This is a genomic window from Microbispora sp. ATCC PTA-5024, from assembly GCF_000511135.2.
In the GTDB taxonomy this organism is placed as follows: domain Bacteria; phylum Actinomycetota; class Actinomycetes; order Streptosporangiales; family Streptosporangiaceae; genus Microbispora; species Microbispora corallina.
On sequence record NZ_KI866522.1, the window covers coordinates 464885 to 489361 of the forward strand.

A 24477-nucleotide genomic window follows, 5' to 3' on the forward strand; every position below is an offset into this window, starting at 1 on the left:
CTTGGCCCGCAGTGGGGTCGCGGCGATCATCGAGGCCCAGCCGGACCTGCAGATCGTGGCCATGGCCACCACACTGGCGCAGGCGCTGCGTCTTGGCGCAGGTCTGCGGCCCGACCTCTTCATCGTGGACGTCCCTCGAGTGGACGACGGGGTCATGCACGCGACCCGCCTTCTTTGCGCGAGCGGCATGGAGTCGCGCGTACTCCTCCTCACCTCCGACACGGGCGGATACGAGATCGATCTCCTGCGGTACCGAACCTGCGTGCTCAAGAGCCAGGACATCGCGGCGAGCGAGCTGGTGGCGATTATCAGAGTCGTGGGATCGGGCTACCTCCCCATGGACGGCGAGCTCGTGAGAAGGCTGGCCGACACGCTCCCCTCCCAGCACGACGACGATGTGGAGGCTCACCTGGTAGGCAGTCTCACCCGCCGTCAGCGTGAGGTGCTGAACCTGATGGCGATGGGCCTGTCCAATCCAGAGATCGCCCAGCGCCTGACGCTTGCGACATCGACGGTGAAGTCGCACGTCAAGGACATCTTCGAACGGCTCGGCACAACCAACCGCCTCCAGACGGTGATCTACGCGAACAACGTCGGGGAGTTGCCGAGCACGGGTGGAGGGCCGAAGACCTCCGGCCGCTGTTCACGCGACCTGTACGGGCTGTGACTGCGGCAGGACCTCGTTTCAGGCTCCGATCCAGGCGTCGACGAGGTCGAGCCGCTCGAGTGGGGGCTCGGGCGGGCGGAATCCGAGTGCCTCGGTCAGGACGCTGTCGACGACCGGGTGGAGGCGTTCCTCGGCGAATGTCTGCCAGTCGGCCTCGGACTCCCACACGTCGACGTAGCGCAGGCCGTTGCCGGTGCGGTAGGCCAGGTGCGCGATGAGCCCCTTGGGCGGCTCGGGTCCCAGTCCCTCCTTGATGCGGGCGTAGACGTCGGGCCCGATCGGGACCTCGTAGGTGAACGCGTGTGCCATGGGTCCTCCCTGGCGACTTTGATCCGAATTCACTTCGGACGAATAGTGTTAGCATGAGCCGCGTGGCAGGACAGGTCAAGAGGCGCTACGACGCCAGCGGGCGGCGGGAGGCGGCCGAGGCCAACCGGCGGGCCATCCTGGAGACGGCCCGCGAGCTGTTCACCTCCCGCGGCTACGGGGCCACGACGATGAGCGACATCGCCGAGCGGGCCGGCGTCGCCCTGGACACCGTCTACGCCGCGGTGGGCCGCAAGCCCGCGCTCTTCCTGCAGTTGGTGGAGACCGCGCTGTCCGGCACCGACCGGGCCGTCCCCGCCCGGCAACGCGGATACGTACAGGCCATCCGCGCCGAACCCGACGCCGGGCGCAAGCTGGAGATATACGCGCACGCGATCGGCGAGATCCACAGCAGGCTGGCGCCGCTGCTGCGCGTCGCCCAGACGGCGACGCATCCGGAGGTCCGCGAGGTCTGGCGGGACATCGCCCACCGGCGCGCGGCGAACATGCGTGAGCTGGCACAGGAACTCGTCGGCACCGGACAGGTGCGGCCGGGGCTCGACGTGGACGAGATCGCCGACGTCGTCTGGGCGACCAACTCGCCGGAGTTCTACTGCCTGCTGGTCGAGGACCGGGGCTGGCCCGCGGAGCGGTTCACCGCGTGGCTGGCCGACACCTGGCGTCGGCTGCTCATCGTCTGACGTCCGGGCCGGGGACCACCGACCGGCTGCGGGCCCGTTTCGAGACCCCCGTGCCACCGGGCCGGCATGCTGGGGAGGGCACGGGCGGGCGGCACACCGTTTTCCGCCCAGCGGCAGGGGCGATTGATCCGCACGGCCGGGGAAGTGGCGAGGCGCTTGTCGGTCACCACGCTCCTGGCCGACCATCTGTCCGGGACCCGCTGACCCCCGCGCGGATGCGCCCAGGGCGGAATTCGCGACGATCACAAGGAGACAGTCATGTCCGCTGATACGACCGGCGACTCGACCACGCCGCAGACCAGCCTCGGTCCGTTCTCCTCGCCGGGCGCCGCCCCGACGCCGTGGGAGGCGACGGAGTGGGCACTGCGCCGGACCCAGAAATTCCAGCTGTGCACGGTACGCCGGGATGGCCGCCCCCACGTGACACCGTTGCTGGCGATCTGGGCGTTCGGCGCGATGTGGTTCACCACCGGCGACAGCGAGCAGAAGGCCAAGAACCTCAGCGCCAACCCCTACTGCGCGCTGACCACCGGAACGGACACCCTGACCCGCATGGACTACGTCATCGAAGGCACCGCGAGCCTGGTCACCGACCAGGCGACCAGGCAGACCGTGGCGACCGCGTTCGAGCAGGCCTATGGCTGGCACCTCACCCGCGAGGACGGAACCTGGTACCGACTGGGCGACGCCGTTCGGACCGGGACTGTTCAGCTCTACCGGGTCCAGCCGGACAAGGGGTTCGCCTTCGCCACCGGTACCCACTCGTCCCAGACCCGCTACCGGTGGAGTTGAGGGCATCAGCGACCAGACCATCCGCGGATCGGCGGCCACCTGCCGCACAGCGCGGCCCGCCTTCAGCAGGTCCAGGACGGGTGCGACGGAACTCGGAGGCCCTGGCCAGGCGGAACCGGTGAGGCCGCGAAACGCCAGGCCCAGGCCGAGCACGACGACGACGCAGGCCGTGACGATCGGCACCGTCGCCGACAGACGGGCCGCGACGCCGTGGCTCCTCGCCGCGACCCGGTGCAGCGACCCGGCCAGCCTGACCAGGAGCAGCCCCGCGGCGGTGAGCGAGGCGGCCATCCCGACGCCGTAGGCGAACACGAGGGCGATCCCGAACCAGGTGCGGCGAGCGCGACCGCGCCGAGCAGGACGACGAGCGCCGACGGGCTGGGCACCAGTCCCCCGGCCACTCCCATGCCCACCAGCCCGCGGCGCGAGCCCCGCTCCTTCCGCCCGTGATCTCCTCGCTCCAGGAGCGCCACCCCGCCGCCCTCCGCGCTCCGAGGTCCGCCACCGTCACCGTGCCCGTGGCCGTGTCCATGCGCGTGGTCGTGATGACTGGGTTCCTGTCCATGACGGCCCTGCCAGGCCGACCTCAGGAGACCCGCCCCGATGACGGCGATCAGCAGGCCGCCGGCCGGTCCGAGCCAGCGGACCACGGACTCGCCGGTGAGGGTGGAGAAGACGGTCAGCAGCAGACCGGTCACCGTGGCGCCGACGCCCTGGTAGGTCCAGGGCACGCCCGTCAGGGGCTGGCGTGGCCGGAGATACCGGCCTTGATGCGGGAGCGTCGGCAACAGCGCCGGCCTCGTCGAGGACGGCCCCGGTCGCCGCCGGCGGTGGCGCGTGTGGCGCGCCGGACGCTCCGGATCGGCAAGCAGCGGACACGACGGAACGCGACCCGCCCGGTGGTCGCGGAGAGGTGGGGGCGCCCGATGTGGCCGCGGCGGTGCTTGGGAGGATGGTCCCGGCGCACCGCCGGACTGAGCCGCTGTGGAGGCCTGATGTCGGACGACCTGCTGCCCTGGCTGGACGAGCACACGATCACCGTCGCCGCCGGGCCCGAGGCGCTGTGGCAGGCGGCGGCCCTGGTGTTCGCCCGGTCCTTCTCGCGCGGTTCCTCGGCCCGCTACGCCCGGATCGTGAGAGCCGAGCCGTGTGCGAAGGCCTGGCCCTGGCCGCCCGCCGAGGGCTCGACCGTGCCGGGTTTCCGGGTCATGTCGGCCGTACCCGGACGAGACCTGGCGCTGGCCGGGCGGCACCGCTTCTCGGACTACACCCTCGTGTTCCGGATCGAGCCGCTCGGGCCGGCCCTCAGCCGGCTGCGGGCCGAGAGCCGGGCCGCCTTCCCGGGCGCCGCCGGGCGCGGCTACCGCATGCTGGTGATCGGCACCGGAGCCCACGTGCTCGGCATGCGCCGCCTGCTCGCGGCGATCCGCCGCCAGGCCGAGGCGACCGCCTCTTAGGGGATCACCGCTGGAGCGCCGCCGTACGGACCGGGTCGGGGCGGGCAGCCTCGACGCGACCGGGCAATCGGTGCACCATCGGTGCTATGCCCGCCCTTGCCCCCGGCGATCCGCGCCAGCTCGGTGAGTACTGGCTGGCGGGCCGTCTGGGAGAGGGCGGGCAGGGCGTCGTCTACGAGGGGTACGACGCGTCCGGGCGGCGTGTCGCGATCAAGGTGTTGCACCCGAGCGCCGGGGCCGAGCTGCGCGGAAGGTTCGCCAAGGAGGCCGCGGCCACCCGAGCGGTGGCGGCGTTCTGCACGGCCCGCGTCCTGTCCGTCGAGCTCGACGGCGTCCGGCCCTACATCGTCAGCGAGTACGTCGGCGGGCCCAGCCTGCGCCGGGCCGTCGAGAGCGGCGGCCCCTACGGCCCGGACGACCTGCGCCGGCTGGCCACCGGCATCGCCACCGCGCTGACCGCCATCCACGAGGCCGGGGTGATCCACCGCGATCTCAAGCCCGACAACATCCTGATCGGCCCCGACGGCCCTCGCGTCATCGACTTCGGCATCGCGCGGACCTCCGAGATGTCCCTCACGCCGACCGGCCAGGTCGCCGGCACACCCGCCTTCATGGCCCCCGAGACCGTGGTCGGCCGGCGCGCCGGGCCCGCCGTGGACGTCTGGGCGTGGGGCGCCGTCGTCCTCTACGCGGCCATCGGCCGCGACCCCTTCGAAGGGGAGAACCTGGCCGCGCTGCTGCACCGCATCCTGGCCACCGACATCGACGTGTCCTTCCTCCAGGAGCCGCTGCGCGATCTCGTCGCCGCGGCGCTCGCCAAGGACCCCGACGACCGTCCGACCTCCCGGTCCCTGCTGCTGTCGCTCGTCGGCGGCCGCGGGCTGAGCGCGGACGCGCTGCTGGCCGAGGGCAGCAGGGCCGCCGAACGGATACGACCCCCGGCGCAGCTGTCGCCGCCGCCCCTCGAATCGGTCGCCGAGCAGGTCTACCGGCGCCTGCGCGGCACCGACCAGGCGCTCGTGCCCCAGATCATGCTCCGGATGGTCATGCCCGGCGACGGCGCCGAGGACATGTTGCGCGAGGTCCCCTCCGACGAACTCGACGACGGCGTCGTCCAGCCGCCCGTCCTCGAACGCGTCCTGACCGGGTTCGTCCGCGCGGAGCTGGTCGTCCGCAACGGCGAGACGGTCTCGCTCGCCAACGCCGCCCTGCTGCGCGCCTGGCCCCGGATGCGTGAGTGGATCGACGCCGACCGCGACGGGCTGCGCGTCCACCGCCGCCTCGGCGCCGCCGCCCAGCACTGGGACGCCCACGGCCGCCGCACCGCCGACCTCTACCAGGGCAGCGCCCTGGAGACCGCGCTCAGCTGGGCCGCCACCGGCCGCCAGCACGTCACCCTCAACCTCGTCGAGAACGCCTTCCTCGACGCCGGCCTGGCCCACAGCCGGATCCGCGACCGGCGCCGCAGGCAGATCACCGCCGCCCTGTCGGGGTTGCTGGTCATCGCGCTCGCCGCCGGCGGCGTCGCCGTCACGCAACGGGCGGAGGCCGTACGGGAACGTGACATCGGCCTGGCCCGCGCCCTTGCGGCGGAGGCCGAGACGGCGCGCGCCGACGATCCGCTGCGCGCGATGACACTCAGCGTGCGCGCCTGGCGGCTCGCCCCGGTGCTGGAGGCGAGGGCCGCCCTGTACGGCTCGGTGTCCCAGCTGGAGGACGACGTCTTCCGGCCGTCGAACGTGACGGGGGCCGCGGTGTTCGCGCTCAGCCACGACGGGCGGCGGCTGGCGATCGCCGACTCGGGCCGGGCGTCGGTGTGGGACGTCCGGACGCGGCGCCGGGTCGCCGAGGTGGACATCCCCGGCGGCGCGGTGACCGCTGCCGCCTTCAACCCCGACGGCCGGGTGCTGGCCGTGGCCGGCCCGACGGTCACCACCTGGGACCTCACCACCTCGCGCCCCGCCGGACCCGCCTTCGGCAGGGGCGGGAGCGAACTGACCTTCAGTCCCGGCGGCCGATACATGGCGATCGTCGATGTGAAGGCGGGCCGCTGGCAGGTGTGGGAGCCCGGCTCGGGCCGCCTGGTCGTCGACCGCCCGGGCCCGGACGTCAAGGCCGTCGCCATGTCGGACCGGTTCGCCGCACCCATGGTCACCGGACGGCGGTTCGAGTTCTGGGACCTGGCCACCGGCGCCCGCGTGGACGCACCCGACGGCGGCAGGGGCGCGGCCGTCGCCTTCGGTCCCGGCGGCGCGGTAGCGGTCTGCGCCGGAGACCAGGTGCGGATTCACCGTCCCGAGGGCGCCGACGTCGTCCTGGAGGGCGCGGCCGCCGCGCGCATGGAGTTCAGCCCCGACGGCGCGCTGCTGCTCACCTTCGACTGGTCGGCCATCGGCGTCTGGTCGGCCGTCACGGGCCGCAGTCTCCTTTCCTACGGTCTCGACGACTCCGGCGGCGGGCTGACCGCGGCCGTCGGACCCGGCGACCGCACCCTGAGCTATCTGCGCGGCGACGGGTCCGTGGTGACCGTCTCCCTGGGCGACCTCACCGGCGCCCCGGGCACGGCACACGGGATCGCGAGCGGCCAGCTCAGCGGGGACGGCCGTCTCGCCGCCTACTCGGACGGCACCCGCGTATGGCTGCGCGACACCCGCCGTGGTGCGGCCGTCGCCCTGGGCGAAGGGCTGGCGCTCGCCTTCTCCCCCGACGGGCGGACACTCGCGACGGGGGCCCTGGCCTCGCCCGACGTGACGGTCTGGGACCTCGTGACGTGGCCCCCCACGGTGCTCACCCGCCTGAGGCGCCCGCCGGGCACGTGGCCCAGAGGACTGGCCTTCAGCCCGTCGGGCCGCTACCTCGCCGTCGCTCCGGCCCGCGACGACACCTGGGGTCCTGTGGAGGTCTGGCGAACCGCGGTCGCGACGGGCGGATCGTCCGCCGTTCCCTGGAGCCGGGTTCCCGGGCCGGGGCCGTCGCCCGGGCCGCCCGGCGCGGACGCGATGGCCTTCGACCCGGCTGACACGGCGCTGGCCGTGGGGAGCGAGCACAACGCCCTGGTGTCCCTGACCGGAGGGCGGAGCGCCGCGGGCTCCTTCGGGGCCAGCGGAACGGGCGTGAGGTCGGTGGCCTTCAGCCGCAGCGGTGCGATCATCGCCACCGGGTTCAGCGACGTGGGCGTCGCCCTGTGGGACGCGACGACCCATGCGCGGATCGGGCAGCTCGCCATGCCCGGAGACGAGGCGACGGCGCTGGCGTTCTCACCGGACGACCGATACCTCGCCGTCGGCGGTCAGAGCGGCGAGGTGAGCCTGTGGGACGTGGCGTCGCGGCGGCCGCTGGGCACGCCGTACCGGATGCAGGCGGGCGTCGTCCTGTCACTCGCGTTCACCCCCGACGGCCGCCGGCTGCTCAGCCTGGCGGAGGACGAGGTGCTGCGCACGTATCCGATCGACCCGCGGGCGGCGCTGAACGTCGTGTGCGCGCGGTTGGCGCTCTATGGGAGGGACTGTCCAACGTCATGAACTGGCTCACCACGCTCCTGCGGCGGCTCCTCGACTTCCTCCGATGGCTGCTCGGCCTCCTGCGCGGCGGCACGGTCGGCGTCGACGTCCCCGCGCACATCGTCTTCGCCGAGGTCGATCCCGACCCGGTGCTCCTCGTCGCCGGATCGGGGGCGTCGGTCGGGGTCCGGGTGGTCACCGCGGGCGGGCGCGACGAGACGCTGACCGGAACGCTCACCGCACCCGACGGGACGACCGCGCCGCTGGCCTTCCGCGCCGCGCTGACGACTCCCGAGGAGACCTCGTGGGAGGCCGACGGCCCGCTGCCGGTGGCCGCCGCCGGCTCCTGGGGGCTCTCCCTCATGTACGGCGAGGCGGCGGCCGAGGTGACGTTCACCGCGGAGGAACCCGACGCCCGGCAGGCCACCCGGTTCCCGGCGTTCGACGTCACGCCCGAGGAGGAGGACGCCGGAACCCCGATCCTGCTGCGCGGGAAACTGGAGGTGCAGGTGGGCGGCGGCCAGGAGTTCGCCGGGTTCGCCGACCAGCCGGTGACGCTCGAGTTCCGCTACCCGGACTCCTTCGCCTGGATCGAGATCACCGACACGGTGACCGGACCGAGGGGCGACTTCGAGGTGACCGTCACGGCCGAGGAGTCGAGGTTCTGGCGGGCGGCCTACGATCCCCCCGAGGACGTGCCCGGCCCGGTCATGACGTTCGCCGCCGGCCGGGCGAGAGCGGCGAGCGCGACGCGCGGCGCCCGGAGCCGTGAGGCCCGGAACACGGCCCGGGTGCCTCCGGAGTTCCTGCACGTCCGCATCTTCAGCTTCGCCGCGTCCCCCTCGACGATCGGGTCGAAGGAGGACGTGGTGTTCAGCGGCTACCTCAAGCGGAGGCGGGAGAAGGACAAGAACAGGAGCTGGGCGAACTACTCCGGCAGGAGCGTCGGGGTGAAGCAGAAGGACGGTTCGCCGTCAGGAGCGGACGTCACCCGCAACAACGGCTTCTTCACCGTCGGCTTCACCCCCGGGGAGACCGGCACGTGGAAGGCCCACTACCAGAAACGCGGCACCAGCGAGGGCAACGGCAATGCCAGCGTCACGGTGAAGCGGAAGTGAAGGCCATCGGGACCACCCGCCCGGGCGCACGGACGCCGTCCCGCCGACGGCGGTCCTGCGCCCGGAACCGCGGGCGGGACCCGGGGGTGGTCAGGAGCGGGTCCACCTCTGGTTGGCGCCGCCGTTGCAGGTCCAGATCTGCACCTTGGTTCCGTTGGCGGTCTGGTTGCCGTTAACGTCCAGGCACAGGTTCGACTGGACGCCCACGACGCTGCCGTTGGAGTTGAGGGTCCACTTCTGGTTGACGCCGCCGTTGCAGTCCCAGATGCCCACCGTGGACCCGGCCGTCGTCTTCTGGTCGAACACGTCGAGGCATTTGGCGCCGCCGAACGCGCGCAGTTCCCCGGCGGAGGTGAGGGACCACTTCTGGCCCCCGCCGCCGTTGCAGTCGTAGATCTGCGCGGTCGAGCCGTTGACGGCGGCGCCGCCGGTGACGTCGAGGCAGCGGCCCGACTGGGCGCCGACGAGCGAGAAGCTCTGCGAGGGCACCGCGGCCCAGGTGCCGGTGGCCGTGTCGATGGTCCAGGCGTCGTAGTAGGTGCTCATCGACGCGGTGCCGCCGTTGATTGTGAGCGGCAGCCAGACGGGGAGGGAGCTGTTGAGGTCGTTGGAGTTCCACCGGTCGCCGATGTAGACGTACGTGGTGCCGGACGAACCGGAGACCGGCAGGACGAACGAGGTCTGGGAGTCGAACGTACGGCTGCCGGACGGGGCGAAGGTGCTGAATCCGCTCCACGGGCCGGACGGCGAGCCTGCGGTGGCGTAGACGTTGTCGTTGGTGGACCAGCCCGTGAGGTGCGAGGCGAACAGCAGGTACCGCCCGTTCACCTTCACCATGGCCGGGGACTCCAGGTCGGCGAGCACGGCCGCCGAGCTCACCGCCTGGGTGTAGTCGTTCGAGAGCCGGTCGATGCGCAGGCCGTGGGCGCGGTCCTCGGTCAGCAGGTACGCCGTGCCGTCGTCGTCCTTGAACAGGCCGATGTCCCGGCTTTCGAACCCGAGGGGGCGGGAGGAGCCCCGATAGGTGTACGGCCCGCACGGCGTCGGGCTCGTGGCCACCCCGGCGCGCGCGTCGCTGTAGGAGGAGTTGTCGATGTGCATCCACATCACGTACTGGCCGGTGGCGGAGTTGTAGAGCACCTTGGGCCGCTCCACGATGCGCCCGGCCGCGAGGTCGCCACTGCTCTGGCGGCTCAGCGCGTTGCCCACCCTGGTCCAGGTGGCGAGGTCGGTCGAGGAGTAGCAGGCCACTGCGGTGAACGTGGCGCCTGCCGTCTTGTCCTCGCCGACCATGTAGTACGTCGAACCGACCTTGAACACGCCGGCGCCGTGCGCCTGCAGCCGGTTGCCCGCGGTGTCGTACCAGAGCACACCGGGGTGGATCGTCGCTGCGGCGGACAGGGCCGGAGCGGGCACGAGCAGTCCGGCGATCGTGAGAACGGCCGCGATGAGCGTCGTCGACCAGGCCAGTCTTCTTCTCATGGTTGCCAATCCGATCGCGGTGGACGGAGCGCCCCGTTCACCGCGGCGCAGGACCACGTGCCGGCCGCGGGCGTCGGACGTGCGTCGGAAGCTATCCGCGGTTCGGGCGCGGGGCAACGGCGAGGGGGCGGCCGGCTCCCGCCCTCCCCCGCTGACCTGGGCACGGGACCGACCCACCGGACACGGCGGAGGAAACTTTCACGGCTCCTCAGCTCGGAACGCCGCCGGCCCGGAAGCCGGCGGGAGGCGGAGCGTGCGCGGGCAGTGGACCTGCGCCGCTCGGCCTCCCGTACGGCCTCGCAGTGATCACATGGTGCGTCGCCGGATCGCCGCCTCGAGGTTGTCGAGCTCGTCGCCCCGATGGGCGCGGTGCTGCTGCGTCCACGTGTCGTCGTGGAGGGGGTCGAGCGTCATGACCAGGGTCGTGCGGTCACCGGCGGGCTCGATGTCGATGGTCGTCAGGTGCTCGTACGGCTCGTGGTCCGGCACGAAGTCGATCGGCGACACGTAGGCGAGGCGGGTCGGCGCCGCGACCTCGGTGAACGTCTTGTGCAACTCGCTCGAGAGCGGCATGCCGGCGTCCCGCATGTACGCGACCTGCTCCGGGGCGGTCGCGGTCATGGTGAACCGCACCTGGCCGCCGGGCCTGACCTCGAGCTCGCTCACCCGGCTCTCGAAGCCCTTGGGCGCCCACCACTCCTCGAGGCCGGCGGCGGTGGTCAGCAGCTCCCAGACCAGCTCCGCCGGGGCGTCGTAGGTGCGCTCGAGCCGCGCGGCGTTCGGGCCGGTCGTGTATTCGGTGGTCATGGAATCCTCCTCGGTCGATCGGTCGGTCGGTGTTCAGTCCCAGCGGCTGATCTCGCCGGCGGGGTACGCGGCGAACGCGCCGCTTTCCGCGCCGGTCTTGAGGCTGGTGAGGTAGGAACCCCAGTTGGTGCTGCATCCGCTCATGAACTCCCCGGCCTCCTGCCAGCCGGCATGGGTGAACAGAAGCGTGGTGCCGCCGTCATCCCTGGGCCGGAGCGTGAAGCTGATCCGGGTGTCGATCCAGCTGTCGGGTCCTTCGATGACCCGCCACACCACGTGGTCGGGGGTGTCGGTGAGGACCTCCATCACCGCGGCGGGCTTGTCGGCGTCGCCGAAGCAGACGCCGAAGCCGGAGCCGACGGCGTGGTCGCCCGTGAGCGGCCGCCCGGTCCACCAGAGGGCGATGCCGTCGGTGGAGGCGATGAGGTCGTGCACCCGCTGCGAGGGGGCGTCGATGCTGATTCGGTGCAGGATGTCAGGCAATGTGGGTCCTTCGGTCGGCCGGCCGGCGAGGACGTCGGCCGGGTCGATTGGGCGGCTGCTCGGGCCCCCTCTCGGGGGATCCGCAGCAGTGACGAACGGCCGGACGCCGGACGGACACCCGCGCCGGAAAAAAATTCGCGGGCGGTCGCCGTCCGTCCACGGCGCCGCCGTTCGTCTGATACTCGAAGCGGCACAGACCTGCGACAGGAGGACATATGCAGTACGCGTTGCTGGCCTACTCCCCCCCGGAGGACACGGACCGGGCGTCGCGCCCCATTCCGGGTGGCCTCGCCCATCTGCTCGACCGGCCGGACGTCACCGGATGGGCGCGGCTCCACGCCGACGAGTCGGCGACGACGCTGCGCAACGACGACGGACGGATGCTGCTGACCGACGGGCCGTTCATCGACAGCAAGGAGTACCTGGCCGGCCTGATCCTCATCGAGGCCGACAACCTCGACCAGGCGCTCGCCATCGCCGCGGAGATGCTCGAGGAGACCAGGCCCGGCACCGCGATCGAGGTGCGGCCCATCCTCGACGGACGCTTCCGTGGCGCTTGACGCCGTCTTCCGCGACCAGTGGGGCCGCGTGCTGGCCACCCTGGTCGGAATCCTCGGCGACATCGAGCTCGCCGAGGACGCGGCCGCCGAAGCGTTCGCCATCGCCGCCGAACGCTGGCCGCGCGACGGGGAACCGGCCAACCCCACCGGCTGGCTCGTCGCGACCGCACGCAACCGCGCCATCGACCACCTGCGCCGCCGGCAGGTCCTGGCCGACAAGACGACGCTTCTCGCCCGCGACATCGAGACCGGGCCGCGGCCACCGGAGGCTTTCGTGGACGACTCCGCCACCATCCCGGACGAGCGGCTGGAGCTGATCTTCACCTGCTGCCACCCGGCGCTCGCCCTCGAGGCGCAGGTGGCGCTCACCCTGCGCACCCTCGGCGGCCTGTCCACCGACGAGATCGCGCTCGCGTTCCTCGTCCCGTTCGAGACCCTGAGCAAGCGGCTGACCAGGGCGAAACACAAGATCCGCAATGCGGGCATCCCGTTCGCCGTGCCGCCCGACCATCAGCTTCCCGACCGGCTGGCGGCCGTCCTCGCCGTGGTCTACCTGATCTTCAACCAGGGCTGGGGCGGCGGCCGTGTCGACCTCGCCGCGGAGGCGATCCACCTCGGCCGCGCGCTCGCCGACCTGATGCCGGACGAACCCGAAGTCCTCGCGTTGCTGGCGCTGATGCTGCTGCACGACGCCCGTAAGGCGGCCCGCCTGCGCGACGGTCAGATCATCCAGCTCGACGACCAGGACCGTACGCTGTGGGACGCCCGGCAGATCGACCAGGGCCGAGAGCTGCTGCGGCGGGCCATGGCGCACGGACGCAGCGGGCCGTACCTGGTGCAGGCGGCCATCGCCGACCTGCACCTGCAGGAGCCCCGCGACTGGGGTCAGATCGCCGCGCTGTACCGGACGCTCGCCCGGCAGACCGGCTCGCCGATCGTCGAGATGAACCTCGCCGTCGCCGTGGCCGCGATCGACGGGCCCGAGGCCGGACTGGCCATCCTCGACGGCCTCGACCTCGACCACTACCGGTACTTCCACTCCACCCGCGCCGAGCTCCTGCGTAGCGCCGGCCGCGACGGCGAGGCCCACCAGGCGTACCGCCGGGCGCTCAGCGCCGCGCAGACCGAGCCGGAACAGCGCTTCCTCGCCGACCGGGTGGCCGAGACCGCACCCTCCGCCGTGAGTGAGCCCCGCCAGACCGGCGCGTGAGCGTCTGCCGGGTTTGTCTTCCCCACCGCAGGAATCGATCAATAGAGTATGAGCGACGGAAGCTCGAACTTCGCTGGGAGGGCGCCCGCTCATGGTTCCCGACGGTTTCGTTCGCGCCCTGGACGTCTTTGAGGCGGTTCTGGCGGCGACGCCGCCCGATCGCTGGGAGTCGCCTTCGCCGTGTGAGGGCTGGCACGCCATCGATGTGGCGGGCCATGTCATCGCCGGACTGTCGGTGATCGAGGCTCGTGCCGCCGGCCGGCCCCTCCCCGAGGCCGACCCTGACTGGCGGGAGGCGGCGGGCGAGGATCCCGTGGCGACGTGGCGGGCCGCGCGCGCCCGCGTGATGACCCTCCTGGGACCCGAGGCGCTGGCTCGCCGGATACAGCTGGCGTTGGGCCTGGAGATCACGCTGAGCGAGTGGCTTGAGCGGTATCCGCTGGAACTGCTCGTGCACACGTGGGACCTGGCGCAGGCCACGGGACAGGTCGTCGTCCTGGAGCCCGACCTGGTACGCGCGGCCCTGGAGACGGCGAAGGAGTTCGCGCCGCAGGGCCGGGAGGCGGGCATGCTGGGGCCGGAACGTGCCGTCGCCGACGACGCCGACGACCAGACGCGCCTGCTGGCGGTCTTCGGCCGAAGCGTCGGCGGCTGACCCGGCGCCGTGGAGCACCTGCCGCCCGACGAGGTGCGGGTCTACGTCCTTCCCGTCCCCGAGTGCCGGTCGGCGACGCCTGACAGATGGGCCAGCAGCAGGTCCAGCGGCCGCGGCACGCGGTCGAGATCGAGCGCCGCGACGAGCAGCGCCGAGTAGCGGATCTTGCGGCCGCTGCCCGCTCCCATGAACCGGCGCAGCTGGTCGTGCGTGGTGCCTTCGCGCCATGCGGGTTGCCTCTGCAGCGTGCGGAACGAGCCCAGCTCGCCCTCGGCATCGATCACCCGCTCCACAGCGGCGGTGCCGAGGGCCCGGATCAGCTCGTCTTCCAGGTCGGCGACGCACACGAAGAACCCGAGCGCCTCCAGATCACCGCGGGTGAGATCGGACCCGAGGCCGGCGCGCTCGAGCCCCCGCCGGATGTCGCCCTCCTCCCCCGCGTCGCACAGACCGGCCAGCCGCAGATTGCGCCCGGACGGACCGAACCTGCCGAGGTACGTCCCGATGCTCCTGGCGCCGCCCATCGCCACAATGGAGATGCCTTCGGGGGCCAGGTTCCGGCCACGGCGCTCGGCCAACGCCTCGACGGCCGACTTGTCACTTGCTCCCTCGACCAGGACGACGGCCCGCGTGTCGCTCACGAGCCCAGCCTCGCACCCGAGGCTGGGCAGGTTCATCCTTTTTACGCGCCCCGCCCCGGCCGTACGGTCATCCGGCGAAGAGCTGGGTGAGCTTCTGGACCAGCTCGTAGACGCCGTATGCGAAGGGCAGCCCGACCCAGGCCCACGCGAGCACCATCAGCCCCGTGTGCCGTCGCGCACCGGCGTCCGGCTGCTGCGAGTCCGCGGATGTCATCGCGTCCGTCCCCTCTCCGCCGCCCGCGTCTCGGGCTCCGCCGTCGGTCGCTCGTGGTACCGCTCGCTCACCGGCCGGATCAGCTCGTTGGCGAGGAAGCCGACGGCGAGCAGGCCGATCATGATGTAGAGCGAGGTGGTGTACAGGGCGGGCCCGGTGCGGCCCGCGGCCTTCTGCGCGTCGGCGATCGCGTTGACGATCAGCGGGCCGAGCACGCCCGCCGTCGACCAGGCCGTCAGCAGCCGGCCGTGGATCGCGCCGACCTGGTGGCTGCCGAACAGATCCTTCAGGTACGCCGGCACCGTGGCGAAGCCGCCGCCGTAGAAGGACAGGATGCCGAGGGCGCACACGATGAACAGCGGCCTGGAGGCGTTCCCGGTCAGCGCGATCACGAGGTACAGCAGCGCGCCGACCCCGAGGTAGACGCGGTACATGTTCTTGCGCCCGATCAGGTCGGAGGTGGACGACCACACGAAGCGTCCCGTCATGTTCGCCAGCGACAGCAGCGCGACGAAGCCCGCGGCCGCGCTCACTGCCACCGGTGTCGCCGTCCCGGCGAAGAAGTCCGTGATCATCGGAGCGGCCTTCTCCAGGATCCCGATGCCGGCCGTGACGTTGAAGCACAGCACGATCCACAGGAAGTAGAACTGCGGGGTGCGGATCGCGTTGCGGGCCGAGACGTCGGCGGTCGTGACCAGGGCCCGGGTCGCGGCCCGGCCCGGCTCCCACCCGGCCGGTCGCCAGCCCTCCGCCGGGACCCGCACCAGCAGCACGCCCATCGTCATGAAGACCGCGTAGACGACGCCGTGCACGAGGAAGGTCCTGGCGATCCCCCCGGTGTCCGTGCCGAACGCCGACAGCATCTGCGCCGACCACGGCGAGGCGATGAGAGCGCCCCCGCCGAAACCCATGATGGCGATGCCGGTGGCCATGCCCGGCCGGTCCGGGAACCACTTGATCAACGTGGAGACCGGCGAGATGTAGCCGATGCCGAGCCCGATCCCGCCGACGAAGCCGTACCCGAGGACGACCAGCCAGTACTGCCGGGTGGCCACGCCGAGGGCGGACAGCAGGAATCCGGAGGAGAAGCACACCATCGAGACGAACATGGACCACCGGGGCCCGTTGCGCTCCACGAGCGTGCCGCCGAAGGCGGCCGACAGGCCGAGCATGACGATGCCCAGCTGGAACGGCAGGGCGCTCTGCGTGCCCGACAGGCCGAGCGACGACTCCAGCGGCGGTTTGAAGACACTCCACGCGTACGCCTGGCCGATGGCCAGGTGCACGGAGAGCGCGGCGGGCGGCACCAGCCAGCGACTCCAGGTGGGCGGGGCGACGGTACGTGAACGGCTGAGGAATCCGGGGGCGCGTACGACGTTCGTTCTGTCTACCACCCTCCCGCCGTATCACATACGGTATTCCGCACTCCGAATCCCACTCGGTCTTTACGGCAAGCGGTCAGGAACGATCGGCGAACGGTCGGCACCTGTGTACGGCGACGGGGTCACTGCTCGCTCTGCAGATCGAGAAAGGCCAGCGCCGCGCAGTGCGGGCACAGGTGGGCCTCCTGCGGGGCGGGGCCGGGGTAGTCGATGAGCGTGCCGGCGATGGTGTGGAGGTAGACCCGTTGCCCGCAGAGCGCGGTCGCCGGCCCGGGCTCGGTCGCGTCGGCCACGGCGTGCCGTTCCCGGTGAGTGGGCCCTGACTGACCCAGCGCGAACGCCATGAGCCGAGGTTATGGAACGGTGCAATGGCGGGTGCAGTAGGGAGTTCTCTACTCCTTGTTGTGGCTCCCACCTGCGGCAATGCCCGGTTCGACCGGGTATCTGGGTCTGGGTGGCGGTGTGTCTGGTTGTCACCCCAGCAGGAGTTCGGCGACCGACTCCGGGGCCTCATGCATCGCGTCGTGGCCGGTCGGGAGGTCGTGGACCTGCCACCCGGGATCGGCGAGGAGCCGGGCGCGGAGTCCGGCGAACGGCGTCCGGTCCTCCCATCCCGAGCAGTAGACGAACTCCCGGCGCGGGACCTGGGCGAACGCGCCGGTGAGCCGGATCGCCTGCAGGAACGAGGCGAGAGGATGGGGACGGCGGCGGGGATCGCCGCCCTGCGGCGGCCGGACGGCGTAGCCGGTGGTGGCGGCGCCGGCGGCGAACACGTCCCGGAAACGATCGTTCGTCGACGACCAGCACGACTCGCCGTCGCGCGGTACGTAGGCGTCGAGATGCACCAGTCGTGAGATCCGGCCCTCAGCGCGATCGGCGGCGGCGGCGATCACCATCCCGGCGTAGCTGTGGCCGACCAGCGTCGCGTCGGTGATGTGGGCGCGATCGAGGAGCCGCAGAACGTCGCCGGCGTGCGTGTCGAGGTTGGCGGTCGCGACCGTCGCGTCGTCGTCGTCCGGCCGCAGACCGGTCAACGTCAGGGCGTGAACGGCATGGCCGGCACGCTCCAGCAGCGGAACCACCGCCTCGAACGACCAGGCGCCCTTCCAGCCTCCGGGCACGAGCACGAACGTCGCCATGGGTTTCTCCTTCTCCTCGAACCGCTGGACCGAGGCCGGACGCCTCGGCGACATGTGGATCGGCCGGGCGCTCCGCGCGACCGACGACCAGTCCGCATGCAGACAGTGTCACCAGACGCCGATGTGGCGGACCACCGATAGAATGCCAACCGATGCCCGTTCGCCGCCAATCTCGCCGGATCGCCGGAGTGACGTCCCACATCTGGCCGTCCGGCGGGCGCCACCTCTGGCCGTCCGGTGAGACGAGCGCGGTGCAGTCGCACGCGCGGGGACACCTGGTGTACGCGGCCGGCGGTGTCCTGGCGGTCCACACCGAGCGCGGCACGTCGATCGTCCCCGCCAACCGGGTCGCCTGGACCCCCGCCGGGTTCACGCACTACCACCGCGCCCACGGCGACACCGACATGCGGATCGTCTTTCTCCCGCCGTCCCTCGCCCGGCTCGTCCCCGGCCATCCAGCCGTGTTCCTGGCCTCCGGCCTCGCGCGGGAGGTCCTGCTCGCCCTGACCGGCCCCCGCAACTACGACGACGCCGCGCCCGGCTACAGCCGCTCCGCGCGCTCCCGCCTTCTTCGGGTCCTCGTCGACGAACTCCGCGAGGCACACGAACAGCCGCTGCACCTGCCGGAGCCGCGGGACGACCGGCTGCGCGCCATCGCCCGGATGCTGCACGAGAATCCGGGGGACAACACCTCGCTGGCCGAGCTCGGGACGACGATCGGGGCCGGCACCCGCACCCTCAGCCGGCTGTTCCGCAACGAACTCGGCATGACCTTCTACGAATGGCGCACGCAGCTACGCGTCTACCACGCGCTCGTGCTCCTCGCCGAGGGGCACGACACCACCCAGACCGCCTACGCCTGCGGATGGGCCAACCCCAGCGGCTTCATCGCGGCGTTCACCGGCATCCTCGGAACGACCCCGGGCCGCTACCGGACCGGTCGCCAGACCGCCCCCCGCGCCTCTGCTGACGTTCACCGGCACCAGCGACGGAGTTCCTGAGCTCGCCAGCAGCTTTCGGGAGTTGCGCCGCCGACGGCTGGTCATCGCCCGCGCGGTCAGGTTCGCGGTGGGGCTCACGTCCGGGCTCGTGATCGTGATGCAGACCCGATGAGACGCCGGCCGCCGTGCGTCAGCCGTGACTGATGACCGCCTTGCCGAATCCGCCGACCGACTCGCAGTACGCGAAAGCCGCCGGGACGTCCTCGAACGGGAAGACCCAGTCGATCACGGGACATAGCCGATGCGCCTCGACGGCGCGGTTCATCTGGACGAAGTGGGCCCGGCTGCCCGTGGCCACCCGGCGCAGCACCGCGCCGGCCATGAACAGGGCCGCGGGATCGACGGGCGCGGCCCCCTCGGCTCCGGACAGCCAGTAGCCGACGAGCGCCACCTCACCGCTGGGGCGACGGACCTCAGCGACTGGTGGAGTGGTCCCGCCGTGTCGACGACGCGGTCGACGCCGACGCCCCCGGTCAGCGCGCGCACCTCGGACGACCAGTCCGGGTGCTCCCGGTAGTCGATCACCTCGTCCGCCCCGAGAGCCCTCAGCCGTTCGGCCTTGGCGGCACTGGACGTCGTCACGATCACCCGGGCGCCGGACAGCTTGGCGAACCGCAGGACGAACAGCGACACGGCTCCAGAACTTAGGGTCAGCACGGTCGAGCCCGGATGCGGCGCCTCGCCGGTAGTGAGGGCGTTCCACGCGGTCACCGCGGCCAACGGCAGCGCCGCGGCCTCCTCGAACGACAGGTGGTCCGGGACGCGGACCACGCCGTCCTCGCTGAGCAGCGCGTACTCGGTCAGCACACCGTCGATCATCGTGCCGAGCTGCGCGGCGTCCTCGCGCCTGAACGGGCCGTCGAGCCAGCGCGGGAAGACCGTGGCCGCCACGCGGTCGCCCGGCTTCACGCGGGTGACGTCCTGGCCGACGGCGACGACCTCCCCGGCCCCTTCGCAGCCCGGCACCACGCCGGGCCGGGTGGGAAGCGGATAGTCGCCGGCCAGCACCAGGAGGTCGCGGAAACCGAGGGAATTCGCCCGCATCCTACGAGGACCTGCCCGCGCCCCGGTTCGGGCTCGTCCCGGTCCTGGACGGTCAACCCGGCGAGCCCATGACCAGGTTCGAGTCGATAGCTCTTCATCGCAACCTTTCACGCCGTGCCGTTCCGTGCGCGGGCCACCTGGGGACGCCGCGCGCCGATGTCGGGATCATGGGGGCAGCCGCGACATCGGGCAATTCCCCAGAGAGAATCGGCTGATATCGGAGGGGGCGGATAGGAACCCGGCCTCGTGCTGAGCCGATACACCCAGCCCGTGCCCTGCACCCTGCGGGAACCTGAGCCGAGCCACGTACTCGAGCATCCTTCCGATCACCATTTGTGTACATCTGCCGCACAGCTGCGCCAGCGAGAGACGATGCGCTGGTGAACGGGGCGCCCACCGTGGTGGCCGATCCTGGGTGCCGCAGCAGTAGTGGCCGCGCTGGCCGTCGTGCTCAGCATGACCGGCCGCGTCCTCACCCTCTCTCGGCGTGGACATCGAGGACGTTAGAGCTGGGGCAGTTGCTATAATTCATGGGTCGGCCTTCGGCGCGCCGGGTTGGGTGCGCGCGAAGGCTTTTTTCATGCCTTCTCACACATCTGCCTCCGGCACACCTCCCACCACCTACCGTGACCTGCTCCGCAACCGTGAGTTCGTCGGCCTGTACGCCGGCTTCACACTGACGGTCGCCGCGAGCACGTTGTCGGGCTTCGCGCTCGGCACGTTGGTCGACCAGCAGACCAAGTCCCCGTTCCTGACCGCGGTGAGCATGTACGGCGCCACCTTCGCGACGGTACTCGGTGCGCTGACGCTGATGTCGGTCGCGGACGGAAGCCGTCCTCGCCGGACCCTCGTCGCGCTCCAGTGCGTCTCGCTCGTAGGTGTTGCCGCACAGGCGGTTCCAGGGCTGTCGCTCGCCGCCCGGTTCGGTCTGCTCCTTGTGCTGGGATTCTTCCAGTCCCTGGGAACGGGGGCGCGGATGGGGCTGCTCGCCGAGGTGGTGCCGACCTCCACATATGCACTGGCACGTTCGCTGATGAACATCACCTCAGGAGGTATGGCCATCCTCGGCTACGCCATTGGAGCCGTACTGCTGCGGTACCTGAGCCCGCAGGAGGTCTTCGCCGTCGCAACGGCCCTGACCGGCGCCGGATTGATCATTGTGGCGGCGACCGTCCGGGAACGCTCGATCCGTCTGACCCGTCGCCCTGGACTGCGCCAGACCTGGACGACGAACATCGAGCTTTTCTCCCACTCCGGCCAACGCGCGCTGCTGCTGAACCTATGGGTCCCCAATGGCCTGATCGTCGGCTGCGAGGCCCTGTTCATCTCCTACGCCCCCCATCACGCCGGCGTCTTCCTGGCCGCCGGATCGGCAGGCATGCTCCTCGGTGACCTGACGATCGGACGACTGCTCACCGCCGAGCAGCGGCGCCGCTGCGCATTCGCCCTGCGACTGCTGCTCGCCGTCCCCTACCTGCTGTTCGCCATCCATCCGCCCGTGCTGGTGGCGACAGCCGCGGTGTTCATCGCGAGTGTCGGCTTCGCCGCCACCCTGCCGCTCCAGGAGCAGCTCCTGGAGCTGACCCCTGATCCGGTCCGTGGCCAGGTCCAGGGAGTCGAGTCCGCCGGCCGGATGACGTGGCAAAGTATCGGCGCCGCTATCGCCGGCGGCATTGCTCAGCACTTCACCGCCGCCACGGTCATCACTTCTGTGGCCGCCGTCTCCATCGCCGTCACCGTTTTCTCCCGGCCCTTCGTGCTCCGCGCCCGAGCCGTCCGTATCGAAGCGGCCAACGCATAGAGACCCCCACGACGTGGCGAGCGGCGGGCGCATCCGGACGCGCCCGCCGCGTGCCCGGGGTCATCTCCGCGTCAGCGCCATCACTCCCGCGGCGGCCGCCCAGACGCCGATGAGCGACCCGACCGGGAACAGGGGGTCGAACCGGTCGGTGAACGCGATGGTCACGGAGGCGAGCGCGAAGGCCAGCCCGCCGACCAGGCCGAGCGTAAGCGTGATGCGGTTGCCGACCGTCCGGGTGATGCCGCCGGCGACGGCGAGGAACACGATGCTCAGGGCCCAGAGCGTGTCGACGATCGTCTCGTTCCACGTCTGCAACGTGGAGACGGTCGTCGGCCGACCCGCCACGAGGGAGTCGGCCTCCAGCGCGGAGAACAGGTGCGCGGTCATGCCGACGGTGGCGAGGACGCCGACGCCGGCGACGACCTTGGTCGCCCTGGCCATGCGCTCGCCGAGGTCGTCGCGGCGCGAGATCGCGAAGATCCCGGCGGCGAACAGGCCCATCGAGAGCAGCAGCAGCGTATGCGAGGGATACCAGCTCGGCTGCACGAGCATCTCGTGCAACTGCTGAACCTTGTTGCCCTCGCCGCTGTCGCCCGGATGGGTGGCGCCGCCGGCGATGAAGGCGATGCCGCCCAGCACCAGGCAGACGCCGCTGACCCGGTTGAGCCGCCAGATGGTGGAAGGGCGCGTCATGTCCGGCGCCGACGTGCTCATAGCTGCCTCCTCGTGCAGGCCGATGATGGGTCAACGGTGGCCGACGGACGCCCTTTCGCGGATGCGTGCACGCCCTGCTCCGCCGCAGGGAAAACCCTCATCCGCAGGGGGTGGGCGCTGTGTCACCATTCGGGGGTGGCCGTAGCCGTGAACGCGTACGACGAGGCCCCGCCGGCAGCCCGCGAGGCAGGACTGGGCGTGGTGGCGCTGGTGGTCGCCGTGCTCGTCAGTTACGGGTGGTATCTCGGATTCCACCTCGCCAACGCCCACAACGGGCTGATCGCGGCGTCGTGGACGGCGGTCGGGATCTACGTCGTCCGGATGCGGCCCCGGCACCGCGAGGGCTGGCTGTTCATCGTCACCGGTGTGGTGCACGCCGTGATGTTCTTCGGCCGGCAGTACGGCCTGCACGAAGGCCCGCTGCCGGCGGCGTCGTGGCTCGGGTGGATCGGCGTCTGGCCACTGCCACTCGCGATCGCGGTGTTCGGCTGGACGCTGATGGCGTTCCCCGACGGCAGGCCGCTGTCCCCGGGGTGGCTCCGCGCCGCCTGGGGGATGGTCGCGGTGGCGGGCGCGATGGCGACTGCCTCCGCGTTGTGGCCGGCGGAGTACGACCGGACCGGTCTGGTCGCGCAGCACCCGTTCGCTCTGCCGGGGGCCGCGGCGGCCGCCCGGGTGTGGGACTACGTGCAGTTCGGCTACCTGCTCTTCCAGGCGCTCTGGACGGTCGCGGTCGTCGTCCGGCTGCGGCGCGCCGACGGCGACGAGGCGCGCCGGATGCGGTGGCTGGCGTACGCGGTCGTGATGGGCATCCTGGTCCTGGTGGCCGGCCTGGTGATCCTCGGCAGCCCGGTGCCGGGACTGCTCGCCCTGCCGCTCGTTCCGGTCGCCGCCGCGTTCGGGATACTGAGGTACCGGCTCTACGACATCGATCCCGTCATCAACAAGACCATCGTCGTCGGAGCGATGCTGCTGTTCATCACCGCGGGCTACGTCGCGCTCGTGGTCGGCGTCGGCGGGCTGGTGCCGGTGGAGGAACGATGGCTGTCGCTGCTCGCGACCGTCGTCGTCGCGGTCGTGTTCGAGCCGCTGCGGCGACGTGCCCAGCGTCTGGCCGACCGGCTCGTCTACGGGCCACGGGCGACGCCGTACGAGGCACTGTCCCGGCTGTCCGCCCAGCTCACCGCGGCGCCCGAGGAGCTGCTCGACGGGATCGCCGCGACGATCGCGAGCGCGCTCGGCGCACGGGAGGTGGTCGTCTGGGTCGGCGACGAGGCGTGCATGGTCCCGCGGGCGGGCTGGCCTCACCCCGTGGGACCGGTCGAGCCGGCGCCCCTGGCCGGGCTGCACCAGGGGCCGCACCACGGGCCGAACTGGCATCTGCGGCCGATCGTCGACCAGGGCACGGCGCGTGGCGCGGTCGCCGTCCGCAAACCGCCCGGCGAGCCCCTGGCCGCGGCCGAGGAGCGGCTGCTGACGGACCTGGTCGCGCAGACCGGCCTGGTCATCCTCCAGCAGGAGCAGGCCCAGCAGCTGCAGTCGGCCGCGCGGCGCATCGTCTCGGCGGGGGACGCGGCCCGGCGGCGCCTGGAGCGCGACCTCCACGACGGCGTGCAACTGCGGCTGGTGACGCTGGGGCTGGAGCTCGGCGCTCTCGCCGAGCAGGCGAAGGCGTCCGGCGACGGCCTGCTCGCGTCCAGGGCCAGGGACGCGCGCGCTCAGCTGCTGGAGGCGACGGCGGATCTTCGCGAACTGGCCCGTGGCCTGCATCCCATGGTGCTCGCCCAGGACGGTCTGGAGGCCGCGCTGGCCGCCGTTGCCGACAGGTCCGCCATCCCCGTACGGCTGCGGGTGAGCGTCGGGAGCAGGCTTCCGCGCGAGATCGAGGCGACGGCCTACTACCTGGTCAGCGAGTCGATCACGAACGCGGCGCGGCACTCGGCGGCGAGCGTGGTGACCGTCGACGTCGCCGCGGGCGACGACGGATTGCGGATCGCGGTGAGCGACGACGGCCGTGGCGGTGCGCGGCCCGCGGCGGGCAGCGGCCTCCAGGGGCTCGCCGACCGGGTCGCCGCGCTGGGAGCCAGGCTCGAACTCGACAGCCCCGCCGGGGCCGGGACGCGGCTGAGGACGGTCCTGCCATGCGGGTGATCGTCGCCGACGACGCGCTGCTGTTCCGGGAGGGGATGACGCGCATCCTCACCGAGATGGGGTTCGAGGTGATCGGCCTGGCGCGCCACGGCGCCGAGCTGGTCGGCCTGGTACGCCGGGATCCCCCCGCCGTGGTCATCACCGACCTGCGGATGCCGCCGGGCTTCGCCGACGAGGGCATCGAGGCCGCCACCGAGATCCGGTCCTTCGCCCCGCACGTGGGACTCATGCTGCTGTCGCAGCACGTCGAGGTGCACCACGCGCTGCGGCTCATGAACGACTTCGACGGCGCGGTCGGCTACCTCCTCAAGGACCGGGTGTCGGATCTCGGAGCGTTCGCCGTCGACATCCGCCGAGTCGCGGCCGGCGAGGTCGTCATCGACCCGGAGCTGGTGTCGCGGCTGGTCGGCCGCCGCCGGGAGCACGACCCCCTCGCCGAGCTCACCGATCGCGAGCGCGAGGTCCTGGCGCTGATGGCCCAGGGTCTGACCAACGCGGCACTGGCCAAGGAGCTCTTCGTCAGCCCGAAGACCGTCGAGGGCTACGTGCGCAGCGTCTTCACCAAGCTCGGTCTCGCACCGGGCGAGCGGGAGCACCGGCGCGTGCTGGCGGTGCTGCAGTTCCTGCGCAAGCACTGACCCGCTCGACCGGT

26 protein-coding genes are annotated in these 24477 nt (G+C 71.8%); 14 read left to right on the forward strand and 12 right to left on the reverse strand.

The window, feature by feature from the left end:
* The first annotated feature begins 1 nt into the window (after position 1).
* Positions 2-667, forward strand: coding sequence for a LuxR C-terminal-related transcriptional regulator (locus MPTA5024_RS02130; protein WP_051457612.1), 666 nt, complete (start codon positions 2-4; stop codon positions 665-667).
* A gap of 18 nt (positions 668-685) precedes the next feature.
* Here the strand turns inward: MPTA5024_RS02130 and MPTA5024_RS02135 are convergent, their stop codons facing one another.
* Positions 686-976: a hypothetical protein gene (locus MPTA5024_RS02135; protein ID WP_036319132.1), complete on the reverse strand. Its 291-nt coding sequence runs from the start codon at positions 974-976 to the stop codon at positions 686-688.
* Positions 977-1038: 62 nt separating this feature from the next.
* On the opposite strand from MPTA5024_RS02135, the gene MPTA5024_RS02140 reads away from it, so the two are divergent.
* The 6 genes from MPTA5024_RS02140 (at position 1039) to MPTA5024_RS02160 (ending at position 8541) form a co-directional block, all read left to right on the forward strand.
* On the forward strand, positions 1039-1674 hold the full coding sequence (locus tag MPTA5024_RS02140; protein ID WP_442922012.1) for a TetR/AcrR family transcriptional regulator: 636 nt from the start codon (positions 1039-1041) through the stop codon (positions 1672-1674).
* A 258-nt stretch (positions 1675-1932) separates the two neighbouring features.
* Positions 1933-2466, forward strand: a complete 534-nt coding sequence (locus tag MPTA5024_RS02145) for a pyridoxamine 5'-phosphate oxidase family protein (RefSeq protein WP_036319173.1) — start codon at positions 1933-1935, stop codon at positions 2464-2466.
* A gap of 169 nt (positions 2467-2635) precedes the next feature.
* Positions 2636-2770, forward strand: a complete 135-nt coding sequence (locus tag MPTA5024_RS44135; RefSeq protein ID WP_269750526.1) for a hypothetical protein — start codon at positions 2636-2638, stop codon at positions 2768-2770.
* A 691-nt stretch (positions 2771-3461) separates the two neighbouring features.
* Positions 3462-3923 (forward strand): hypothetical protein, encoded by a 462-nt coding sequence (locus MPTA5024_RS02150; protein ID WP_036322839.1) that lies wholly within the window; start codon positions 3462-3464, stop codon positions 3921-3923.
* 86 nt (positions 3924-4009) lie between these two features.
* Positions 4010-7444 carry a WD40 repeat domain-containing serine/threonine protein kinase gene (locus MPTA5024_RS02155; RefSeq protein WP_051457613.1) on the forward strand — a complete coding sequence of 1145 codons (3435 nt, stop codon included), beginning with the start codon at positions 4010-4012 and terminating at the stop codon, positions 7442-7444.
* Complete coding sequence (locus MPTA5024_RS02160) at positions 7441-8541, forward strand: hypothetical protein (RefSeq protein ID WP_036319176.1); 1101 nt, start codon at positions 7441-7443, stop codon at positions 8539-8541. The genes MPTA5024_RS02155 and MPTA5024_RS02160 overlap by 4 nt, the downstream gene beginning before the upstream one ends.
* A gap of 90 nt (positions 8542-8631) precedes the next feature.
* Here MPTA5024_RS02160 and MPTA5024_RS02165 read toward each other — a convergent pair whose 3' ends face one another.
* From MPTA5024_RS02165 to MPTA5024_RS02175, 3 genes are all read right to left on the reverse strand, one after another.
* On the reverse strand, positions 8632-10023 hold the full coding sequence (locus tag MPTA5024_RS02165; protein ID WP_036319178.1) for a ricin-type beta-trefoil lectin domain protein: 1392 nt from the start codon (positions 10021-10023) through the stop codon (positions 8632-8634).
* A 306-nt stretch (positions 10024-10329) separates the two neighbouring features.
* Entirely contained in the window at positions 10330-10830 is a 501-nt protein-coding gene (locus tag MPTA5024_RS02170) for an SRPBCC family protein (protein ID WP_036319179.1), read from the reverse strand.
* A gap of 33 nt (positions 10831-10863) precedes the next feature.
* On the reverse strand, positions 10864-11313 hold the full coding sequence (locus MPTA5024_RS02175) for an SRPBCC family protein (protein WP_036319181.1): 450 nt from the start codon (positions 11311-11313) through the stop codon (positions 10864-10866).
* 215 nt (positions 11314-11528) lie between these two features.
* Here MPTA5024_RS02175 and MPTA5024_RS02180 point away from each other — a divergent pair, with 215 nt between their 5' ends.
* The 3 genes from MPTA5024_RS02180 (at position 11529) to MPTA5024_RS02190 (ending at position 13738) form a co-directional block, all read left to right on the forward strand.
* Positions 11529-11873, forward strand: coding sequence for a YciI family protein (locus MPTA5024_RS02180; RefSeq protein WP_036319184.1), 345 nt, complete (start codon positions 11529-11531; stop codon positions 11871-11873).
* Positions 11863-13083 carry an RNA polymerase sigma factor gene (locus tag MPTA5024_RS02185; RefSeq protein ID WP_036319186.1) on the forward strand — a complete coding sequence of 407 codons (1221 nt, stop codon included), beginning with the start codon at positions 11863-11865 and terminating at the stop codon, positions 13081-13083. The genes MPTA5024_RS02180 and MPTA5024_RS02185 overlap by 11 nt, the downstream gene beginning before the upstream one ends.
* 91 nt (positions 13084-13174) lie before the next feature.
* Positions 13175-13738 carry a TIGR03086 family metal-binding protein gene (locus tag MPTA5024_RS02190; protein WP_036319189.1) on the forward strand — a complete coding sequence of 188 codons (564 nt, stop codon included), beginning with the start codon at positions 13175-13177 and terminating at the stop codon, positions 13736-13738.
* Positions 13739-13779: 41 nt separating this feature from the next.
* Here the strand turns inward: MPTA5024_RS02190 and MPTA5024_RS02195 are convergent, their stop codons facing one another.
* The 5 genes from MPTA5024_RS02195 to MPTA5024_RS02205 form a co-directional block, all read right to left on the reverse strand.
* A complete protein-coding gene (locus tag MPTA5024_RS02195) occupies positions 13780-14379 on the reverse strand; it encodes a TOPRIM nucleotidyl transferase/hydrolase domain-containing protein (protein ID WP_036322843.1) in 600 nt (199 codons plus the stop codon).
* 67 nt (positions 14380-14446) lie between these two features.
* The gene (locus MPTA5024_RS41740) at positions 14447-14593 is read right to left on the reverse strand and encodes an MFS transporter small subunit (RefSeq protein WP_198166906.1); all 147 of its coding nucleotides are present in this window, start codon (positions 14591-14593) and stop codon (positions 14447-14449) included.
* On the reverse strand, positions 14590-15987 hold the full coding sequence (locus MPTA5024_RS02200; protein ID WP_051457615.1) for an L-lactate MFS transporter: 1398 nt from the start codon (positions 15985-15987) through the stop codon (positions 14590-14592). Before MPTA5024_RS02200 ends, MPTA5024_RS41740 begins: the two co-directional genes overlap by 4 nt.
* A gap of 110 nt (positions 15988-16097) precedes the next feature.
* Positions 16098-16319 (reverse strand): hypothetical protein, encoded by a 222-nt coding sequence (locus MPTA5024_RS40545; protein WP_157099252.1) that lies wholly within the window; start codon positions 16317-16319, stop codon positions 16098-16100.
* Positions 16320-16448: 129 nt separating this feature from the next.
* A complete protein-coding gene (locus MPTA5024_RS02205; protein WP_036322848.1) occupies positions 16449-17114 on the reverse strand; it encodes an alpha/beta fold hydrolase in 666 nt (221 codons plus the stop codon).
* 152 nt (positions 17115-17266) lie between these two features.
* On the opposite strand from MPTA5024_RS02205, the gene MPTA5024_RS02210 reads away from it, so the two are divergent.
* A complete protein-coding gene (locus tag MPTA5024_RS02210) occupies positions 17267-18115 on the forward strand; it encodes an AraC family transcriptional regulator (protein WP_198166907.1) in 849 nt (282 codons plus the stop codon).
* Between the two features lie 130 nt (positions 18116-18245).
* On the opposite strand, the gene MPTA5024_RS44575 is transcribed toward MPTA5024_RS02210, so the two are convergent.
* Together MPTA5024_RS44575 and MPTA5024_RS02215 are read right to left on the reverse strand one after the other, a co-directional pair.
* Entirely contained in the window at positions 18246-18437 is a 192-nt protein-coding gene (locus MPTA5024_RS44575; RefSeq protein ID WP_442922013.1) for a zinc-binding dehydrogenase, read from the reverse strand.
* A complete protein-coding gene (locus tag MPTA5024_RS02215; protein WP_198166909.1) occupies positions 18377-19159 on the reverse strand; it encodes a zinc-dependent alcohol dehydrogenase family protein in 783 nt (260 codons plus the stop codon). The genes MPTA5024_RS44575 and MPTA5024_RS02215 overlap by 61 nt, the downstream gene beginning before the upstream one ends.
* Before the next feature lie 487 nt (positions 19160-19646).
* On the opposite strand from MPTA5024_RS02215, the gene MPTA5024_RS02220 reads away from it, so the two are divergent.
* Positions 19647-20960, forward strand: a complete 1314-nt coding sequence (locus MPTA5024_RS02220) for an MFS transporter (protein WP_198166910.1) — start codon at positions 19647-19649, stop codon at positions 20958-20960.
* A gap of 60 nt (positions 20961-21020) precedes the next feature.
* Here the strand turns inward: MPTA5024_RS02220 and MPTA5024_RS02225 are convergent, their stop codons facing one another.
* Positions 21021-21674, reverse strand: coding sequence for a hypothetical protein (locus tag MPTA5024_RS02225; protein WP_036319191.1), 654 nt, complete (start codon positions 21672-21674; stop codon positions 21021-21023).
* A gap of 135 nt (positions 21675-21809) precedes the next feature.
* Here MPTA5024_RS02225 and MPTA5024_RS02230 point away from each other — a divergent pair, with 135 nt between their 5' ends.
* Together MPTA5024_RS02230 and MPTA5024_RS02235 are read left to right on the forward strand one after the other, a co-directional pair.
* Positions 21810-23825 carry a sensor histidine kinase gene (locus tag MPTA5024_RS02230; protein ID WP_198166911.1) on the forward strand — a complete coding sequence of 672 codons (2016 nt, stop codon included), beginning with the start codon at positions 21810-21812 and terminating at the stop codon, positions 23823-23825.
* Positions 23816-24463, forward strand: a complete 648-nt coding sequence (locus MPTA5024_RS02235; protein ID WP_036319197.1) for a response regulator transcription factor — start codon at positions 23816-23818, stop codon at positions 24461-24463. Before MPTA5024_RS02230 ends, MPTA5024_RS02235 begins: the two co-directional genes overlap by 10 nt.
* The last annotated feature ends 14 nt before the right edge of the window (positions 24464-24477 follow it).

Excerpts from the sequence above, each read along its gene's own strand:
- MPTA5024_RS02135 (WP_036319132.1), bottom strand. The coding sequence starts at position 976 with ATGGCACACGCGTTCACCTACGAGGTCCCGATCGGGCCCGACGTCTAC.
- MPTA5024_RS02145 (WP_036319173.1), top strand. The coding sequence starts at position 1,933 with ATGTCCGCTGATACGACCGGCGACTCGACCACGCCGCAGACCAGCCTC.
- MPTA5024_RS02150 (WP_036322839.1), top strand. The coding sequence starts at position 3,462 with ATGTCGGACGACCTGCTGCCCTGGCTGGACGAGCACACGATCACCGTC.
- MPTA5024_RS02155 (WP_051457613.1), top strand. The coding sequence starts at position 4,010 with ATGCCCGCCCTTGCCCCCGGCGATCCGCGCCAGCTCGGTGAGTACTGG.
- MPTA5024_RS02160 (WP_036319176.1), top strand. The coding sequence starts at position 7,441 with ATGAACTGGCTCACCACGCTCCTGCGGCGGCTCCTCGACTTCCTCCGA.
- MPTA5024_RS02165 (WP_036319178.1), bottom strand. The coding sequence starts at position 10,023 with ATGAGAAGAAGACTGGCCTGGTCGACGACGCTCATCGCGGCCGTTCTC.
- MPTA5024_RS02170 (WP_036319179.1), bottom strand. The coding sequence starts at position 10,830 with ATGACCACCGAATACACGACCGGCCCGAACGCCGCGCGGCTCGAGCGC.
- MPTA5024_RS02180 (WP_036319184.1), top strand. The coding sequence starts at position 11,529 with ATGCAGTACGCGTTGCTGGCCTACTCCCCCCCGGAGGACACGGACCGG.
- MPTA5024_RS02190 (WP_036319189.1), top strand. The coding sequence starts at position 13,175 with ATGGTTCCCGACGGTTTCGTTCGCGCCCTGGACGTCTTTGAGGCGGTT.
- MPTA5024_RS41740 (WP_198166906.1), bottom strand. The coding sequence starts at position 14,593 with ATGACATCCGCGGACTCGCAGCAGCCGGACGCCGGTGCGCGACGGCAC.
- MPTA5024_RS40545 (WP_157099252.1), bottom strand. The coding sequence starts at position 16,319 with ATGGCGTTCGCGCTGGGTCAGTCAGGGCCCACTCACCGGGAACGGCAC.
- MPTA5024_RS02205 (WP_036322848.1), bottom strand. The coding sequence starts at position 17,114 with ATGGCGACGTTCGTGCTCGTGCCCGGAGGCTGGAAGGGCGCCTGGTCG.
- MPTA5024_RS02210 (WP_198166907.1), top strand. The coding sequence starts at position 17,267 with ATGCCCGTTCGCCGCCAATCTCGCCGGATCGCCGGAGTGACGTCCCAC.
- MPTA5024_RS44575 (WP_442922013.1), bottom strand. The coding sequence starts at position 18,437 with ATGGCCGGCGCGGTGCTGCGCCGGGTGGCCACGGGCAGCCGGGCCCAC.
- MPTA5024_RS02215 (WP_198166909.1), bottom strand. The coding sequence starts at position 19,159 with ATGCGGGCGAATTCCCTCGGTTTCCGCGACCTCCTGGTGCTGGCCGGC.
- MPTA5024_RS02225 (WP_036319191.1), bottom strand. The coding sequence starts at position 21,674 with ATGAGCACGTCGGCGCCGGACATGACGCGCCCTTCCACCATCTGGCGG.
- MPTA5024_RS02235 (WP_036319197.1), top strand. The coding sequence starts at position 23,816 with ATGCGGGTGATCGTCGCCGACGACGCGCTGCTGTTCCGGGAGGGGATG.